The organism is Streptomyces sp. NRRL S-646, from assembly GCF_000720765.1.
In the GTDB taxonomy this organism is placed as follows: domain Bacteria; phylum Actinomycetota; class Actinomycetes; order Streptomycetales; family Streptomycetaceae; genus Streptomyces.
The window spans coordinates 816,966-831,588 of the sequence record NZ_JODC01000003.1; the positions used below are offsets into that span (position 1 = coordinate 816,966).

Genomic DNA, 14,623 nt, shown 5'->3' on the forward strand with positions numbered 1-14,623 from the left:
CCCCTCAGGCCAGGCGTACGACCGCTCGCGACATCCCCAGCACCTTCTGCCCGGCGCTGGTCGCCGTGAGGTCCACGCGGACCGTGTTGTCGTCGAGCTTGGCGGCCACCTTGGCGCTGACCTCGATGAGGGCGCCCTGGTCGTCGTTCGGGACGACGACGGGCTTGGTGAAGCGGACGCCGTACTCGACGACCGCGCCCGGGTCGCCGGTCCAGTCGGTGACCACCCGGATCGCCTCGGCCATGGTGAACATGCCGTGTGCGATGACGTCCGGGAGGCCCACCTCCTTGGCGAACTTCTCGTTCCAGTGGATGGGGTTGAAGTCCCCGGAGGCGCCGGCGTACCGGACGAGCGTGGCGCGGGTCACGGGAAAGGTCCGGGCGGGCAGTTCGGTGCCGACCTCGACGTCGTCGTATGCGATCTTCGCCGTCATGTTCTTGCTCACGCCTCCTCGGCCGCGCGCGCGACGAGCTTCGTCCAGGCGGTCACGACGTGCTCGCCTGCCTCGTCGTGGACCTCGCCGCGAATGTCCAGGATGTCGTTGCCCGCCATCGACTTGATCGCCTCGATGGTGGAGGTGACGGTGAGGCGGTCGCCGACGCGGACGGGGCGGACGTAGGAGAACTTCTGGTCGCCGTGGACGACCCGGCTGTAGTCCAGGCCGAGCTGGGGGTCCTGGACGACCTGTCCGGCCGCCTTGAAGGTGATCGCGAAGACGAAGGTCGGCGGCGCGACGATGTCGGGGTGGCCGAGCGCCTTGGCGGCCTCCGGGTCCGTGTACGCGGGGTTGGGGTCCCCCACCGCCTCGGCGAACTCACGGATCTTCTCCCGGCCCACCTCGTAGGGCTCGGTGGGCGGGTAGCTCCGCCCCACGAAGGACTGGTCGAGCGCCATGGCCCGGCACCTCCTGTGTCTGCCTGCTGACTGCTGACTACTGACTACTGACTGCTGACTGCTGATGTCTGCGGATACCCGCCCGGGATATCTGCGTCGAGCGCCCTGTAGTCGGCCGGAACCGGCCGGTAACCGGGGCTGAAACGACACGAGGCCGCCCCCCGGTTAGTGGGGGCGGCCTCGCGTACGAGCCTGATTTATCGCGTTTCGCGGTGCGCGGTGTGCGCGTTGCAACGCGGGCAGTGCTTCTTCATCTCAAGACGGTCCGGGTTGTTACGCCGGTTCTTCTTGGTGATGTAGTTCCGCTCCTTGCACTCCACGCAGGCCAGCGTGATCTTCGGGCGGACGTCGGTGGCAGCCACGTGAGTGCTCCTTGACGAACGGATAGGACGGTTTAACGCATAGAAGAGTAGCCGATCGAAGGACCGACCCCACAATCGGCTACTGTCAGTAGCGGTGACCGGACTTGAACCGGTGACACAGCGATTATGAGCCGCTTGCTCTACCGACTGAGCTACACCGCTGTGATGCGATCCGTTCCCGCCTTGCGACGGGAACCTCACACACCAGAGCCCCAATACGGAATCGAACCGTAGACCTTCTCCTTACCATGGAGACGCTCTGCCGACTGAGCTATTGGGGCGAGCGATGAAGACATTACACGCTCGGCCGCCGTTCACCCAAATCCGTTTCGCGGCCCCCGTCCCGGCCTGCTCCACAGGCGGTCCGGGCCCCTGCCCGGGCCCGTTTCCCGGCTCTCCCACGAGCAACTGAGGCCGCTCCGATACGGCGGACCACGCCGGTACGACTATTGCGCTCCTCCCCGACACGAGCGGATCGCCACCCTAGGCTCGACTCACTCTGCGTGATCTTGCGTTCCCCTGCGCAGCCCCCGAGCCCCTGGAGTGCGATGCCCGACAGCCAGCCGCAGCCACCCCACTCGTCGTCCTCCTCGTCGGGCTCGTCCTCCTCATCGGGCTCCTCGGGGTCTCCGGGTTCATCGGGACGAGTGGGCGATCCGGCCGCTCTGCTGCTGTGCGGGGCCCGGCTGACCGACGGACGGACCGTGGACGTACGGCTGAGCGGCGGGCGCATCGAGGCGGTCGGCACGGCCGGAAGCCTGGCTGCCGGCGGAGCGCGGGACTGCGGCATGCGCGTGGATCTCAGCGGCTATCTGCTGCTGCCCGCCCCGGCCGAACCGCACACGCACGGGGACACTGCACTGTCCGCCGAGGACGACGGACCGGCCTCGTACGAGCCCCAGGACGTCCAGCGCCGGGCCACCGAGGCGGCGCTGTTGCAGCTGGGGCACGGCGCGACCGCGCTGCGGGCGCACGTGCGCGTGGGCGACGTCCAGGGGCTGGGCGCGCTGGGCGCCGTACTCCAGGCGCGGCGTTCGCTGCGCGGGCTGACGGAACTGACGGCGGTGGCGATGCCTCGCATGCTGACCGGTGTGGCCGGGGCGGACGGGCTGGCGATGCTGCGGGACGCCCTGAAGATGGGCGCTTCCGTGGTGGGCGGCTGTCCGGACCTGGATCCGGATCCGACCGGGTACGTGGAGGCGGTCCTCGAGGTCGCCTCCGAACACGGCTGCCCTGTCGACCTGCACACCGACGCCGCCGATCCGGCCCGCCTCGCCCGCATCGTCGCGATGGCAGGGGGGCTGCGTCCCGGGGTGACGCTCGGACCGTGCGGCGGCCTCGGCCGTCTGCCCGCCGAGACGGCGCGGCGCACCGCCGACCAGCTCGCGGCTGCCGGAGTGACGGTGGTGTGCCTGCCTCAGGGCGGCTGCGGCGGCACCGACCGGCGTGACACGGCTCCGGTACGGCTGCTGCGGGCGGCGGGCGTACGGCTGGCCGCGGGCAGCGGTGCCCTGCGCGACATGTCGAACCCGGTGGGACGCGGGGACCCCTTGGAGGCGGCCTATCTGCTGTCCTCCCGGTACGGGTTGCGGCCCGAGGACTCGTACGACGCGGTGAGTTCCTCGGCGCGGTCGGTCATGGGGTTGCCCGAGGTGCGTGTGGAGGCGGGTTTCCCGGCCGAGTTGCTGGCCCTGCGAGGCGATCGGCTGGCGGGGGCGTTGTCGTTGGCGTACAGCCGCATCGTGGTGCATCGGGGGCGGGTGGTGGCGCGGACGAGCGCGGTACGGGAGTACTGCAACTCGGCCGCGGCGGCGGAGCTGGGGTTGCCTCGGCAGGGGCGGGGCGAGTTGTCGTGAGGGGTGGCGGTGGGAGTGCGGGCGGGGGCAGGGGTGCGCGTTGTGGGGTGCGGGGCGCTGGGGAGTCCCGGTGGGCGTGGTGAGTGTTGGTGCGGATTGCGGGGCGTGTTGGGGCGCGTGTAGGCGTTAGGGGTGGCCGATGTGGAGTTGTGCGCGGGGCGCGCACGCTGGGCGTGTGCACCCGCGACCTCGCGCGTCGTACTCCGCCCCGCTCGCGCACCGATGCGGAGCCATGCCGTCGGTTCGGACGACGGAAACGCGTGCGAGTAGAGCCCGCTCCGAGTTCTTGAGCAAGGAGCGAGCGGGCGGCGGGCGCATCGACGGCGCGCGCTGGGAGCGCATGGTCGGGACTTACGCGCCCAGCGCGCGCCCTCCAGGTGTGCGCTTGGCATGCGCACCCTGAGGCGTGGCTCAAGTCGTGCGGCGGACGCGGCCGTCCGGGCGTACGGTCGGAAACATGCGCATTGTCATCGCTGGTGGTCATGGTCAGATCGCGCTGCGGCTGGAGCGGCTGCTCGCTGCGCGCGGAGACGAGGTTGCGGGGATCATCCGTCACGCCGAGCAGGGCAACGACCTGCGGGAGGCCGGTGCCGAACCGGTTCTGCTCGATCTGGAGTCGGCCTCGGTCGAGGAGGCCGCGGCGCATCTGCAGGGCGCCGACGCGGCGGTGTTCGCGGCCGGTGCGGGTCCGGGCAGCGGGGCGGCCCGCAAGGACACGGTGGACAAGGGAGCGGCGATCCTGTTCGCGGACGCGGCGGTTCGGGCGGGCGTACGACGACACGTGGTCGTCTCGTCCATGGGTGCCGATCCCGCGCACCAGGGGGACGACATCTTCGACGTGTATCTGCGCGCAAAGGGCGAGGCCGACGCCTACGTGCTGCGGCAGGACGCCCTGGACGCGACGATTCTGCGCCCCGGGATGCTGACGAACGACGCCGGTACCGGCCTCGTACGACTGGAGGCGCACACGGGCCGCGGCGCCGTCCCCCGCGACGACGTGGCAGCCGTACTGGCGGAGTTGGTGGAGACCCCGGCGACGGCCGGACTGACCCTGGAACTGGTCGGCGGATCGGCGCCGGTGTCGGTCGCGGTGAAGTCGGTGGCCGGGAACTGAGGGTGTCCGGCGAGAGGGTTCCGGCCGCACGGGAGGCCCTGCTGCGGCGCATGTACGAGGTCTTCTCGACCGACGAGCGCGACGCCTTCGTACCGCTGTGCCTGGCCCCGGACGTCGACTGGCCGAACGTCCTCGACGGCGTCCGTCTGCACGGCCGCGAGGAGGTACGCGCCTACTGGGCACGGCAGTTCGCGGCCGGGCATCCCCTCGTACGGCTGGAGGGGCTGCGGCTCGACGGGGACGGCGAGCGGGTGGTGGCGACCGTTCGGCCCGGGATGCGGGACGCGTCGGGCGACCGGTGGGCGGAGGGGACGGTCGAGCACGTGTACCAGTTCGGCGGGGACGGGCTGGTGACGCGGATGGACGTATGGGAGGGCTCGCAGGGGGCGCCGCCGGGGTCGTAGGAGCTGTGGCTGCCGTCGCGAATTCCGTCTGGAATTCCGTCTGGAAGTCTGTCTGGGGCTCCGGCTTGAGTCCCAACTTGAGCTCCGGCTTGAGCTCCGGCTTGAGCTCCGGCTTGAGTCCCAACCTGAGCTCCGGCTTGAGTACTGGCTTGACCTCCGGGTTGAGCCCCGTCTGGATCCCTCGTGCAACTCCCCTTAGAACAGGGGCAGTTGGCCGGGGATCTCCGGGACGACGTATCCGTCCAACGACGGCTGGGCCGCGCCGAGTTGTGCCTGGCTGCGGGAGCCGGGGCAGGAGACGAGTACGCCGTTCTCGCGCGCGCCGGGCGGGTCGTGACGGGCGAACCGTCCGGCGACGACGGCGATCTCGCGACGGCATTCGGGGCAGCGTCTGCGGCGAGTGGACATGGGGTCAGTGTGCCCCGGGCGGGGGCGTGTTGTGCGCGGGGCGCACGCCCCGGTCTGCTCATGGCCCTCTCGCGCCGCCGTGTCACCGATGGAGCCCTCGCCGCCCCTGCCATCCCGAGGCCTTCACCGGGTTCCCACGAAATCCGACCACGCTTGCTTAAGTCAATCAACTGACTTAGCTTGAGGGTGTCGCGCACACCCGATGCCCCTTGCCTACGGAGGCCCGACCCATGTCCCACGCCCTTCCCCGACCCGCCGACGACGGGGTGGTGTCCGCAGCGCCGCGGGCCAATGCCGTCGTCGCGGTCCTGGCCTTCGGCGGGATCGTGGTCTCGCTGATGCAGACCCTGGTGATCCCGATCGTCCCGGAACTGCCGAAGCTCCTGAACGCCCCGGCGTCCGACACCGCCTGGGCCGTCACCGCCACGCTGCTCGCCGCCGCCGTGGCCGTCCCGATGACAGGCCGGCTCGGAGACATGTACGGCAAGCGCCGCATGCTCCTGGTCAGCCTGGTCCTGCTGGTCGCCGGCTCGGTCACCGCCGCGCTCAGCGACTCCCTGGCGCCGATGATCGTCGGGCGGGTGCTGCAGGGCATGGCGGGTGGGGTGATCCCGCTCGGCATCAGCATCATGCGGGACGAGCTGCCCGCCGAACGGCTCGGTTCGGCCACCGCACTGATGAGTGCCTCTCTGGGCGTCGGTGCCGCACTCGGCCTGCCTGCTGCCGCCCTCATCGCGGACAACTTCGACTGGCACGTGCTGTTCTGGAGCTCGGCAGGGATGGGTGTCGCGGCGCTTGCGCTGGTGCTGTTCGTCGTCCCCGAGTCCAAGGTCCGCACGGGCGGCCGCTTCGATGTCCTCGGCGGCCTCGGCATGGCGGCCGGTCTGGTCTGCCTGCTGCTCGGCATCTCCAAGGGCGGCGACTGGGGCTGGGACAGCGGCACCACGCTCGGCCTGTTCGCGGCGGCCGTGGTGGTCCTGCCGCTGTGGGGCTGGTACGAGCTGCGTGCCGAGCAGCCACTGGTCGACCTGCGCACCACCGCCCGCCGGCAGGTACTGGTCACCAACCTCGCCTCGATCGCCCTCGGCTTCGGCATGTTCGCGATGTCCCTGGTGCTTCCGCAGCTCCTGCAGTTGCCTGAGGCTACCGGCTACGGTCTGGGCAAGTCGCTGCTGACCGCCGGTCTGGTCATGGCCCCGTCCGGCCTGGTGATGATGGCGATCGCCCCCGTCTCGGCCGCCCTCTCCAAGGCCAAGGGCCCGAAGGCCAGCCTGATGCTGGGCTCACTGATCGTGGCGACCGGCTACGGCCTGCAGATCCTCCTGATGTCCGAGGTCTGGCAGTTCGTACTGGTGTCCTGCGTCATCGGTTCCGGTATCGGCTTCACGTACGGCGCCATGCCCGCCCTGATCATGGGCGCGGTGCCCCCGTCCCAGTCGGGCGCCGCCAACAGTCTCAACACCCTGATGCGGTCCATCGGTACGTCGACCGCCAGCGCCGTCGCCGGCGTCATCCTGTCGCAGCTGACCACGGACCTCGACGGGGTCTCCCTTCCGTCGGAGAACGGCTTCAAGACCGTCCTGGCCATCGGCGGCGGCGCGGCGCTGCTCGCCTTCGCCGTCGCGGCCTTCATTCCGCGGCATCGGGCGGCTGCGGCTGGGGGCCAGAAGGGGGCACCCGGGCCGGCTGAGGAGGGTGCGCCGGGCCGGTCCGTCGCAGCTGCGGCCGCGGACTCGATCGGGGAGGGTACGCCAGGTCTGTCGGCCGCGCGTTCCGGCGGGGCCTCGCCTGCGTCTGCGGCCTCATCGGCTTCCGTCGCGAACGCCGGGCCCGACGGTGCGAACGGCTCCGTCGGCGGCGGCATCCCGGTACGCGGTCAGGTCCTGGGGGCGGAGCGAGTCCCGGTGGCGGGGGCCGCGGTCACGCTCATCTCGCTCGGCGGAAAGCAGCTGAGCCGGTCGGTCTCCGGGGGCGACGGCTTGTACGGTGTCGACGCGCCCGCCGCCGGTTCGTACGTCCTGATCGCCTCCGCCGACGGCTTCCAGCCGCAGGCCTCAACACTCGTCGTCGTCGACGGGCCGGTCTCGTACGACGTCCTGCTGAGCGGCACGAGCGGCCTCGCCGGGCTGGTGCGGTCCGCCGACAGCGGGGCGCCGGTCGCCGACGCCGTGGTGATCGTGACCGATGTCCGCGGGGAGGTGCTGGCCACCGGACGGACCGACGTGCTGGGCGAGTTCACGGTCACCGACCTGGTGCCGGGGACGGTGACGCTCGCCGTCAACTCCGCCAAGCACCGCCCGCTGGCCCTGCCCGTCGAGATCGGCGGCACGGGCACCACACGTATCGAGATCGAGCTCCGGCCCGGCGCCCACGTCCGGGGCACGGTACGCGGAGCGGGCGCCCCACTGAGCGACGCCCGGGTGACCCTGGTGGACGCCGCGGGCAACGTGGTCGCCACGACACGGACCGGGCACGACGGCGCGTACGCCTTCTCCGACCTGGACAGCGGCGCGTACACGATCATCGCGACGGGCTATCCGCCGCAGGCGGCAACGGTGGCGGTTCCGGGCGGCGGCACGGACGACCACGACATCGAACTTGCCCACAGCGGGGAGTAGTTCCGCCTGAACTGCCATCTGCTTCGGCCTGAGACACGGCGTGACGAGACGAAGCCGGCACATGAAGAGACCCTCTCTGGTCTGCGTTTCCTCAGCCCAGAGAGGCCTCGCGGACACACTCGCCCGGCGCCTGCCGGCGCAGCTGCTGGGCGTGCTGGTACCGCCGCTGCGTTTCCTGGGCCGCCGCGATGTCGATCAGCTTCCAGCTCGCCATCGCGGTGTGCATGGGGTCTGACCGGCTTCGCCTTGACGATGATCGCCTGTGACCTCCTCTTCCTCGACAAGGAACTCGGCAAGGCCGTCTCCATGGCGCACGACCTGGCCGTACGGCTGAGCCGGTGGGCCCGGAAGACGCAGCAGTGCACCGAGCGTGCCCGCGAAGGGGCGCTCACTGAGGAGTCCGCATAGCGGAGTCCGTACAGAGGGGCTCAGGTGTCTGCATCCAAAGGTCCACAGCCGTCCCGATCCAAGGGTCCACAGCCGTCCCGGCGCCCTTGGCCGAAACTGGCGCATCGGCGCCGGGCGCCAGGCAAGCTCTCGTTTTCACCGGGTCGACCAAGGAGACCGACAGCACATGGAAGAAATACCGCCCCTTCGCCCCGCCAAGGACGGTGCCACGGTGGGGCTGTTCTGGGTCTCGTCGGACGGCCTGTACGTGGGAGCCCCAGCGCCGGAACCGGCCCCCAACATGGTGCTCACGACATTGGGGCCCCGCGTCACCGGTCCGCAGCCACGGAAGTGGGCATGGTCCGACCTCGCCGGCCTGGAGATCACCGAAGTCCCGACCCGCTCCGCTCCGCAACGCTGGGCGACCCACGCGGCGAGCTTCGTCGCAGCCGCTCTGGACGCCTGGGTGCCGAGCAGCCCGACCGAGATGACCGTCTCCGTCATCGCGCCCGACGGCACCTACCGGACGCCGGTCTACTCCAGCGCCGCCGTCGCCTACTCCCCGCGAGAGGTCGCTCTCTCACGCCGGTTGATCAGTGACTTCACCCAGGGCACCGCCACGCCCGCCGTCATGACCGAGTGGTGGGAACAGACCCGGCCGACCAAGATCCTCCGATCACGCGAGCGGGAGGCCGTGCTGGCACTCTGGCTCGCACGCGCCTGACCGGGGCCTTCAGGGGCGGGCCATGCCTGCCCGGCCCTTCCCACGAACCCTGCGGAGGAGGACAAGCCCATGCACACGGACCTCTCGGCAGCCAACGGCACCGACTCGCCCACGCTCGCCTTCGACGGCGACTGCGGTTTCTGTCAGGCGACCATCACCTGGCTGCAACGCCATGCCAGGCCACGGATGCGGGCCATGCCGTGGCGTGCCCTGCCCGACCACATCACCCGGCCGCACCGGGGACGCCTCGACCGGGAGGTCCTCGTCTTCCGCGGGGCCGGCGTGGCCGATTCCGGAGCGCAGGCACTCGGGGCCTACCTCGCGTCGTCACCCCGTTTCCGCTACCGGGCCGCAGGACAGCTCCTGCGCGCGCCCGTCATCAGGCAGGTCGCTCGACTCGTCTATCGCCTGGTGGCCGCCCACCGGCACCGCATGCCTACGGGCACAGCGGCATGCGCACTGCCCCTGACGCACGACGGAAGCCCAACATGATCCGAGTTCCCACCTGCGTGCTCAGCAGCTTCGAGCCGCCCCAGGTACGCAATGGCCACAGCCTGGACCTGTTCGTGCAGATCGGGTCCCTGACCAAGACGCTCACCGCAACCGTCCTGACCGCCTTGGCCGACCGCGGTGCGCTGAGCCTCGACGACCCGCTGGAGTCGTTCCTGCCCGCGCCCGAGGGCACCGGCATCACCCTGCGCCACCTCGCCGAGCACACCTCGGGCCTGCCACGGCTGCCCCCCGGAATCGGCGGCCGCGACCCCTACACCGCCTTCGACGCCCAAGCCCTGGACACGGTCGTACGGCAACTGGACACCCTGGTCACGGCTCCCGCGGGTACCACCGACGAATACTCGAACCTCGGATACGCCCTACTGGGCGCGGCCCTCGTCGCGGCCACCCACACCCCGTACGAGGAACTCCTGCACCGGCATGTCCTCGCTCCCCTCGGCGTCACCGAAGTCGCCGCCGACCCGCCGCCCGGCAGACGACTGTGCCGCCGCGGGCTCTTCGGACAACCGGAGCGGCCCTGGACCATGACCGGCGCGATCCTGCCCGCCGGCGGCCTGTGGGCCACGCCCGAAGCCACCGCCGCCCTCGTCACCGCCCTGCTCGTCGACCGCAGACTCGGCGAACCTGCACCAGCCTGGCAGAAAGCAGGACGCCTGCTGTGGCACAACGGTGCAACAGGCGGCGCCTCGGTCTTCGCCGGCGCCGCACCGCAGGGCTGGATCCTCGTCCACCGCCTGTCCGGCCGGAGCGCCACGACGGACCGCCTGGCCGTGGAAACATTCAGACGCTTCGTCGACGCCCGGTCCCAACCGGCGTGAGCGACTCTGGGGCTGTTGCGCAATTCGAAACGCGCCGGAACCTCCCTCAGCCCCGGAGCGCTCACCCTGATCAGCCCCAGGACCCACGCGCCGGAAAATGAGACAAGCCGCCCAATTCCGATTCCACTCGAAAGATCACCCCGAGGCACGCAAAGACCCCCTCCATTCTGCGTTTCCGCAGGGTGGAGGGGGTCTTTCTCAGCGTGGCGGCGCCAGGATTCGAACCTGGGAAGGCTGAGCCGGCAGATTTACAGTGGGGCTGCTCCGACCTGCGTAACCTGCAGCGATTCCCGGTGCCTCCGTTCACGGGGGAGGCCTGGGGGACGGATCTCGCAATCAGCCGCCGCTGTCCCCAGAGCGGGACTTCAGCCACGCCATAACCTGCAGGGACTGCTCTAGCCCTGGTCCGTGCACTTGGGGTCGGGACATGGCGAGGGTGCGGTAGGCAGCAACGGCCTCTTCGATGGCGGCCAAGCCGTCATGGTGCCGGCCGAGGTTTCCGAGCTCGACGGCGAGGTTGTTCAGGCTCCTGGCGAGGTCGGGGAGGGAGGCGTCCGGGCGGCCCTGGGCCAGAGCGCGGCGGATACCGACGGCCTCTTCGATGGCCACCAAGGCGTCCTCGTGCCGGCCGAGGCTCGCGAGCTGGATGGCGAGGTTGTTCAGGCTCCCGGCGAGGTCGGGGAGGGAGGCGTCCGGGCGGGCCTGGGCCAGAGTGCGGCGGATACCGACGGCCTCTTCCATGGCCACCAAGGCGTCCTCGCGCCGGCCGAGGCTCGCGAGCTGGATGGCGAGGTTGTTCAGGCTCCCGGCGAGGTCGGGGAGGAAGGCGTCCGGGCGGGCCTGGGCCAGAGTGCGGCGGATACCGACGGCCTCTTCCATGGCCACCAAGGCGTCCTCGTGCCAGCCGTGGTCTCCGAGCTGGACGGAGAGGTTGTTCAGGCTCCCGGCGAGGTCGGGGAGGAAGGCGTCCGGGCGGGCCTGGGCCAGAGCGCGGCGGATACCGACGGCCTCTTCGATGGCCACCAAGGCGTCCTCGTGCCGGCCGAGGTCCCCGAGCCTGTTGGCCAGGTTGTTCAGGGCCAGAGTGCGGCGGATACCGACAGCCTCTTCGATGGCCACCAAGGCGTCCTCGTGCCGGCCGAGGTCTCCGAGCTGGACGGAGAGGTTGTTCAGGCTCCCGGCGAGGTCGGGGAGGAAGGCGTCCGGGCGGCCCTGGGCCAGAGCGCGGCGGATACCGACGGCCTCTTCGATGGCCACCAAGGCGTCCTCGTGCCGGCCGAGGTCCCCGAGCCTGTTGGCCAGGTTGTTCATAGCGAGGTCGGGGAGATGTCCGGGATCGGTTGCTGCTTGGGCGCGGTGATGCTCGACGAGTCGGCTGGTGAGCTGGGCTGACAGCTCAGCGAGGCGGTGACTGGTCTCGGGCAGGGTGTCACACAGGTACTCAACGAGTTCGGAGGAAGTTTCCGGGGACTCCGCGATGGTGAGCAAGGCGGCCAGCAGCGGCTGCGGATTCTCGGTCTGGGGGACGGCATGTACAGCCGCAGTCGCCAGGACATCCGGGTTGGATGCGCACAACGTGGTGAGTGCCTCGCCGAGTGGATGGAAGGGGCGATGGCTAGTGGTACGGGCGTAGACAGCCACCAGTTGGGCGAGCTGGGCATCGGTGGCGCCCGGCAGGATCGTCGTGGCCAGGCCGGGGTCCTTTTGCAGGCGCCGTCCGACGTGCTGTTCGGCCAGGCGATCCGGCTGAAGGCTGCCCAACGGTAGCTCACCACTCCCGGGATAGAGGCCAGCGATCCAGGCCCGGGTAGCGCTGATCCGGTCCGGGTCGGCAGCGCCGATGACGCGGCCCAGCAGCGCATCGGCCTGCTCACGATCGTCGGCTCCGGCCAGGAAGACCGCGGCTAGCGCGTCCTTGAGGGTCTCCAGCCGTGGCAGGCCCGGGGCGTTGGCGCCGCGCTGCCAGTAGCTGCCCTCGTGCGCCAGCAGGCGATCCTCCACCGAGGGGGCCAGCGTGGCGGCGGACTGGCTGGCGGTGGCGGGATCGGCGGCGTCGAGGAGATCGGCGAGTGCAAGCATCTGCATGGTCAGGGCGTGGTCCAGCCCCGGACGGGCGGCGGGGGTGGACAACCGGGAAGCCATCGCCCGCCAGTCGGACCGCTCTTGGCCGGCGACCCGCGGCAGGTGTTCGGCGAAGGCGGCCACCGCCTGGCGGTAGGACTCCGCCCACTCCTTGGGATCGGGCTGGAGCGGGGAGAGCGGGGTGGTGACCGCCGCGCCCAGCAACTCCTGCGCCAACCCCTTGGCCTGCAGATCCTCCCACCAGTCGCCGGCGGTGCGCGCCAGCAGCAGCACCTTGAACGCCGCACCCCCGTCGTGCCGCGCGGCGGCCTCCCATACGTGCGTCAGCTGCTCGGTACGGGTCTCGGCATAGTCCACCACCAGCAACAACGGAACCGAGGCATCTTTGAGGGCCGCGATGTCGCCGTCGGTGGCGGTGGCTCGCAGCCACAGCGTCGTCCACCCGGCGGCCTCCAGCCGTGCCGCCAGTTCATGCGCCAGACGGGTCTTGCCCTGCCCGGCCGGCCCCGTGATCAATCGGGCGTCGAAGCCGACCTGGGCACACCAGTCGTCCAGCTCCTGCAGCAGCGCCTGACGGCCGTGGAAGCTCACCACCTGCCGGTCGGCGCGCAGCAGCGCTGCCGGCGACTTCGCAGGCCCGGAATAGGCCGACTCGGCCAGGTGCTGCCACTCCACCGGCTCCAACCGCGGCACGGCGCCGTACCCGCCCTCCCGCAGGGCGTGACGGAACTCAGGATCGGCCAGCAGTACATGCACCGGCACCGCTTCCAGCTGGCCATGACGCCAGCCCCTGGGCGCGACGGCCAGGACACCCGCCAGCACGTCGCCGCAAAACAGCGCGGCCCCGGAAATCCCGCCCCAGGGCGAGGCGTCATCCTCCAGCTGCTCTGGGGACTGGCCCCCGACCTGCATCACGTAGCGCTCGCCGCCCGCGCGCGGGGCGGCCGTTACCCTCCCGAACGGATGCCAGGACAACTCTGGGCTGCCCTGGCGCTGCACCACCTGCGGATATCCCCAGCTCTCGCAGGCAACCCCCGGGGGGTCGGTGACTAGCCGACCCCAGCGAAGTGGCACGCCGCTGACGGGGACCCAGGCCTCGTCCGTGATGTAGAGCAGCGCCGCGTCATCGGCCTTCTCCGGGGTCCCGCGCCAGACGACCTTCGCCTGGTACTCACCCGGCGGCTCGTGCCTCGGCAACTGCACAGCGACGTAGCCGCCCACGCCGGGGGTGCAATGCGCGGAGGCCAGCACCAACCGCGGGCCGATCACATAGCCAGATCCCACAGCGGGCCCGGCCACACACACCACCCGACGCTCATCCATGCCGCATCCCCCGCCAGCTGGCTCAGCCCCGAGCCCGGCCGACCGTCCAGTCGCCCCCGCCACGTTGCCGCGGCTGCAGCGAGATCGTGACCCGGTGCGTCCGCCCCTGCTCTACGGCGCCCCGTGCCTCCGCGCTCACCACCCATGCCTTAAAGCCCGCCTTGGCCTCGGCGCTCTTGCGCAACTCCACGGCGAACTCCAGCTCCACCGCACCGACCTTGAACTCCACGTCCTGCCCGACACCGCGCGCGGCCGCCTCCAGCAGCTCATCACGCAACGCCGCGACGGCATCCGCCAGTTCAATCTCCATCCCCGTTGCCTCCTCCGCACCCACGACGGTGCTCCCCCGGGCCGCCCGCGCGTGCCAACCAGCGGACTGCCTGCGAGGTTGGCACAGCCAGTCGTTGCACGGCGGTTGGTCCCGCATTTCTAACCAAACCTGTTGAGAACCGAACTCCATGTATACAGGCAGGCGTTCGTGACCTGACGGCTTTCAAGAGGATCTCGTGGCAGACGGGCAGACGTCCCTCGCCCACCCACCCCGCGCAAGATCAACAACTCGATGCTCACGGGTCACCCGGGGCACACGGGCGTCCAGGAGCTTCTCAAGGAAGCCCAGTCGGCAGACTTACTGCGGGCTCCACGCATCCCCTTTGGCCTGCGGTTTCCTCGATCCTTCCCGTTGCCGGGGGACGCCTGGGGAACTGTGCAGGGATGCGGGATGCCGTATCTACTGGCTGCTCTGCGCGCACGTTACGGATCACGAAATCCGAACGCACGCTACGGGTGACCTCCGCGGGCGCGGAGCGAACTCTGGCCCTCGCCCCGCCGTGTTGGATGGCACCGGCCTACCTCCAGGGTCGCCACCGGGTAGGCCACGGTCGTCGTACCGACTGGCTGCATCCTGGCCGCCACGAAGCAGCTGGGGCCCATGGGCTTGGCGGGTAGACGCAAAGCGGTAGTGCCCGTTGTCGAGCGGTCCGCGGTAACAGCTTGACTAGGTCTTTCCGCAGAGGCCCTTGCTACGGAACTTGATTGAGTGATGTCGGGACGGTTCGCCTGACAGCGGCCTGCTGGCTCCGGTAGCTCCTGGGGAGTGAGATACGCGCAGGGTGGTGGG

The 14,623-nt window shown here is 70.5% G+C and carries 15 protein-coding genes and 2 tRNA genes; 8 read left to right on the forward strand and 9 right to left on the reverse strand.

From position 1 onward, the window contains the following. Positions 1 to 4 precede the first annotated feature (4 nt). The 5 genes from IH68_RS0108170 to IH68_RS0108190 form a co-directional block, all read right to left on the reverse strand. Positions 5 to 433, reverse strand: a complete 429-nt coding sequence (locus tag IH68_RS0108170) for a MaoC family dehydratase (protein WP_030930622.1) — start codon at positions 431 to 433, stop codon at positions 5 to 7. An 8-nt stretch (positions 434 to 441) separates the two neighbouring features. Next, positions 442 to 894: a MaoC family dehydratase N-terminal domain-containing protein gene (locus IH68_RS0108175; protein ID WP_030930624.1), complete on the reverse strand. Its 453-nt coding sequence runs from the start codon at positions 892 to 894 to the stop codon at positions 442 to 444. Between the two features lie 197 nt (positions 895 to 1,091). Then, positions 1,092 to 1,256: a 50S ribosomal protein L33 gene (rpmG, locus tag IH68_RS0108180; RefSeq protein ID WP_003948671.1), complete on the reverse strand. Its 165-nt coding sequence runs from the start codon at positions 1,254 to 1,256 to the stop codon at positions 1,092 to 1,094. An 89-nt stretch (positions 1,257 to 1,345) separates the two neighbouring features. After that, positions 1,346 to 1,418 (reverse strand) — tRNA-Met (locus IH68_RS0108185). 46 nt (positions 1,419 to 1,464) lie between these two features. After that, positions 1,465 to 1,537 (reverse strand) — tRNA-Thr (locus IH68_RS0108190). Between the two features lie 267 nt (positions 1,538 to 1,804). Here IH68_RS0108190 and IH68_RS0108195 point away from each other — a divergent pair. The 3 genes from IH68_RS0108195 (at position 1,805) to IH68_RS0108205 (ending at position 4,630) form a co-directional block, all read left to right on the forward strand. Further along, entirely contained in the window at positions 1,805 to 3,112 is a 1,308-nt protein-coding gene (locus IH68_RS0108195) for an amidohydrolase family protein (RefSeq protein WP_030930628.1), read from the forward strand. A gap of 457 nt (positions 3,113 to 3,569) precedes the next feature. Beyond that, positions 3,570 to 4,226, forward strand: a complete 657-nt coding sequence (locus IH68_RS0108200) for an NAD(P)H-binding protein (protein WP_030930631.1) — start codon at positions 3,570 to 3,572, stop codon at positions 4,224 to 4,226. A 2-nt stretch (positions 4,227 to 4,228) separates the two neighbouring features. Continuing rightward, positions 4,229 to 4,630 carry a nuclear transport factor 2 family protein gene (locus IH68_RS0108205; protein WP_037884610.1) on the forward strand — a complete coding sequence of 134 codons (402 nt, stop codon included), beginning with the start codon at positions 4,229 to 4,231 and terminating at the stop codon, positions 4,628 to 4,630. 195 nt (positions 4,631 to 4,825) lie between these two features. Here IH68_RS0108205 and IH68_RS0108210 read toward each other — a convergent pair whose 3' ends face one another. Beyond that, positions 4,826 to 5,038, reverse strand: coding sequence for a hypothetical protein (locus tag IH68_RS0108210; RefSeq protein WP_030930637.1), 213 nt, complete (start codon positions 5,036 to 5,038; stop codon positions 4,826 to 4,828). Positions 5,039 to 5,268: 230 nt separating this feature from the next. Here IH68_RS0108210 and IH68_RS0108215 point away from each other — a divergent pair, with 230 nt between their 5' ends. Continuing rightward, a complete protein-coding gene (locus IH68_RS0108215; protein ID WP_030930640.1) occupies positions 5,269 to 7,656 on the forward strand; it encodes an MFS transporter in 2,388 nt (795 codons plus the stop codon). A 91-nt stretch (positions 7,657 to 7,747) separates the two neighbouring features. Here IH68_RS0108215 and IH68_RS59105 read toward each other — a convergent pair whose 3' ends face one another. After that, on the reverse strand, positions 7,748 to 7,870 hold the full coding sequence (locus IH68_RS59105; protein ID WP_267883718.1) for a hypothetical protein: 123 nt from the start codon (positions 7,868 to 7,870) through the stop codon (positions 7,748 to 7,750). 38 nt (positions 7,871 to 7,908) lie between these two features. Between IH68_RS59105 and IH68_RS56305 the strand changes: the two genes are divergently transcribed. From IH68_RS56305 to IH68_RS0108240, 4 genes are all read left to right on the forward strand, one after another. Next, positions 7,909 to 8,064 (forward strand): hypothetical protein, encoded by a 156-nt coding sequence (locus IH68_RS56305; protein WP_159403655.1) that lies wholly within the window; start codon positions 7,909 to 7,911, stop codon positions 8,062 to 8,064. Between the two features lie 166 nt (positions 8,065 to 8,230). Next, the gene (locus IH68_RS0108230) at positions 8,231 to 8,767 is read left to right on the forward strand and encodes a hypothetical protein (RefSeq protein WP_030930643.1); all 537 of its coding nucleotides are present in this window, start codon (positions 8,231 to 8,233) and stop codon (positions 8,765 to 8,767) included. A gap of 69 nt (positions 8,768 to 8,836) precedes the next feature. After that, the gene (locus tag IH68_RS0108235) at positions 8,837 to 9,259 is read left to right on the forward strand and encodes a thiol-disulfide oxidoreductase DCC family protein (protein ID WP_030930645.1); all 423 of its coding nucleotides are present in this window, start codon (positions 8,837 to 8,839) and stop codon (positions 9,257 to 9,259) included. Next, positions 9,256 to 10,098 (forward strand): serine hydrolase domain-containing protein, encoded by an 843-nt coding sequence (locus tag IH68_RS0108240; protein ID WP_107057415.1) that lies wholly within the window; start codon positions 9,256 to 9,258, stop codon positions 10,096 to 10,098. Before IH68_RS0108235 ends, IH68_RS0108240 begins: the two co-directional genes overlap by 4 nt. A gap of 336 nt (positions 10,099 to 10,434) precedes the next feature. Here IH68_RS0108240 and IH68_RS0108245 read toward each other — a convergent pair whose 3' ends face one another. Then, complete coding sequence (locus IH68_RS0108245; protein ID WP_051833269.1) at positions 10,435 to 13,503, reverse strand: tetratricopeptide repeat protein; 3,069 nt, start codon at positions 13,501 to 13,503, stop codon at positions 10,435 to 10,437. 22 nt (positions 13,504 to 13,525) lie between these two features. Next, complete coding sequence (locus tag IH68_RS0108250) at positions 13,526 to 13,813, reverse strand: trypco2 family protein (protein WP_030930654.1); 288 nt, start codon at positions 13,811 to 13,813, stop codon at positions 13,526 to 13,528. Positions 13,814 to 14,623 lie beyond the last annotated feature (810 nt).

Excerpts from the sequence above, each read along its gene's own strand:
- IH68_RS0108170 (WP_030930622.1), bottom strand. The coding sequence starts at position 433 with ATGACGGCGAAGATCGCATACGACGACGTCGAGGTCGGCACCGAACTG.
- IH68_RS0108175 (WP_030930624.1), bottom strand. The coding sequence starts at position 894 with ATGGCGCTCGACCAGTCCTTCGTGGGGCGGAGCTACCCGCCCACCGAG.
- IH68_RS0108195 (WP_030930628.1), top strand. The coding sequence starts at position 1,805 with ATGCCCGACAGCCAGCCGCAGCCACCCCACTCGTCGTCCTCCTCGTCG.
- IH68_RS0108200 (WP_030930631.1), top strand. The coding sequence starts at position 3,570 with ATGCGCATTGTCATCGCTGGTGGTCATGGTCAGATCGCGCTGCGGCTG.
- IH68_RS0108210 (WP_030930637.1), bottom strand. The coding sequence starts at position 5,038 with ATGTCCACTCGCCGCAGACGCTGCCCCGAATGCCGTCGCGAGATCGCC.
- IH68_RS0108215 (WP_030930640.1), top strand. The coding sequence starts at position 5,269 with ATGTCCCACGCCCTTCCCCGACCCGCCGACGACGGGGTGGTGTCCGCA.
- IH68_RS59105 (WP_267883718.1), bottom strand. The coding sequence starts at position 7,870 with ATGGCGAGCTGGAAGCTGATCGACATCGCGGCGGCCCAGGAAACGCAG.
- IH68_RS56305 (WP_159403655.1), top strand. The coding sequence starts at position 7,909 with ATGATCGCCTGTGACCTCCTCTTCCTCGACAAGGAACTCGGCAAGGCC.
- IH68_RS0108230 (WP_030930643.1), top strand. The coding sequence starts at position 8,231 with ATGGAAGAAATACCGCCCCTTCGCCCCGCCAAGGACGGTGCCACGGTG.
- IH68_RS0108235 (WP_030930645.1), top strand. The coding sequence starts at position 8,837 with ATGCACACGGACCTCTCGGCAGCCAACGGCACCGACTCGCCCACGCTC.
- IH68_RS0108240 (WP_107057415.1), top strand. The coding sequence starts at position 9,256 with ATGATCCGAGTTCCCACCTGCGTGCTCAGCAGCTTCGAGCCGCCCCAG.
- IH68_RS0108245 (WP_051833269.1), bottom strand. The coding sequence starts at position 13,503 with ATGGATGAGCGTCGGGTGGTGTGTGTGGCCGGGCCCGCTGTGGGATCT.
- IH68_RS0108250 (WP_030930654.1), bottom strand. The coding sequence starts at position 13,813 with ATGGAGATTGAACTGGCGGATGCCGTCGCGGCGTTGCGTGATGAGCTG.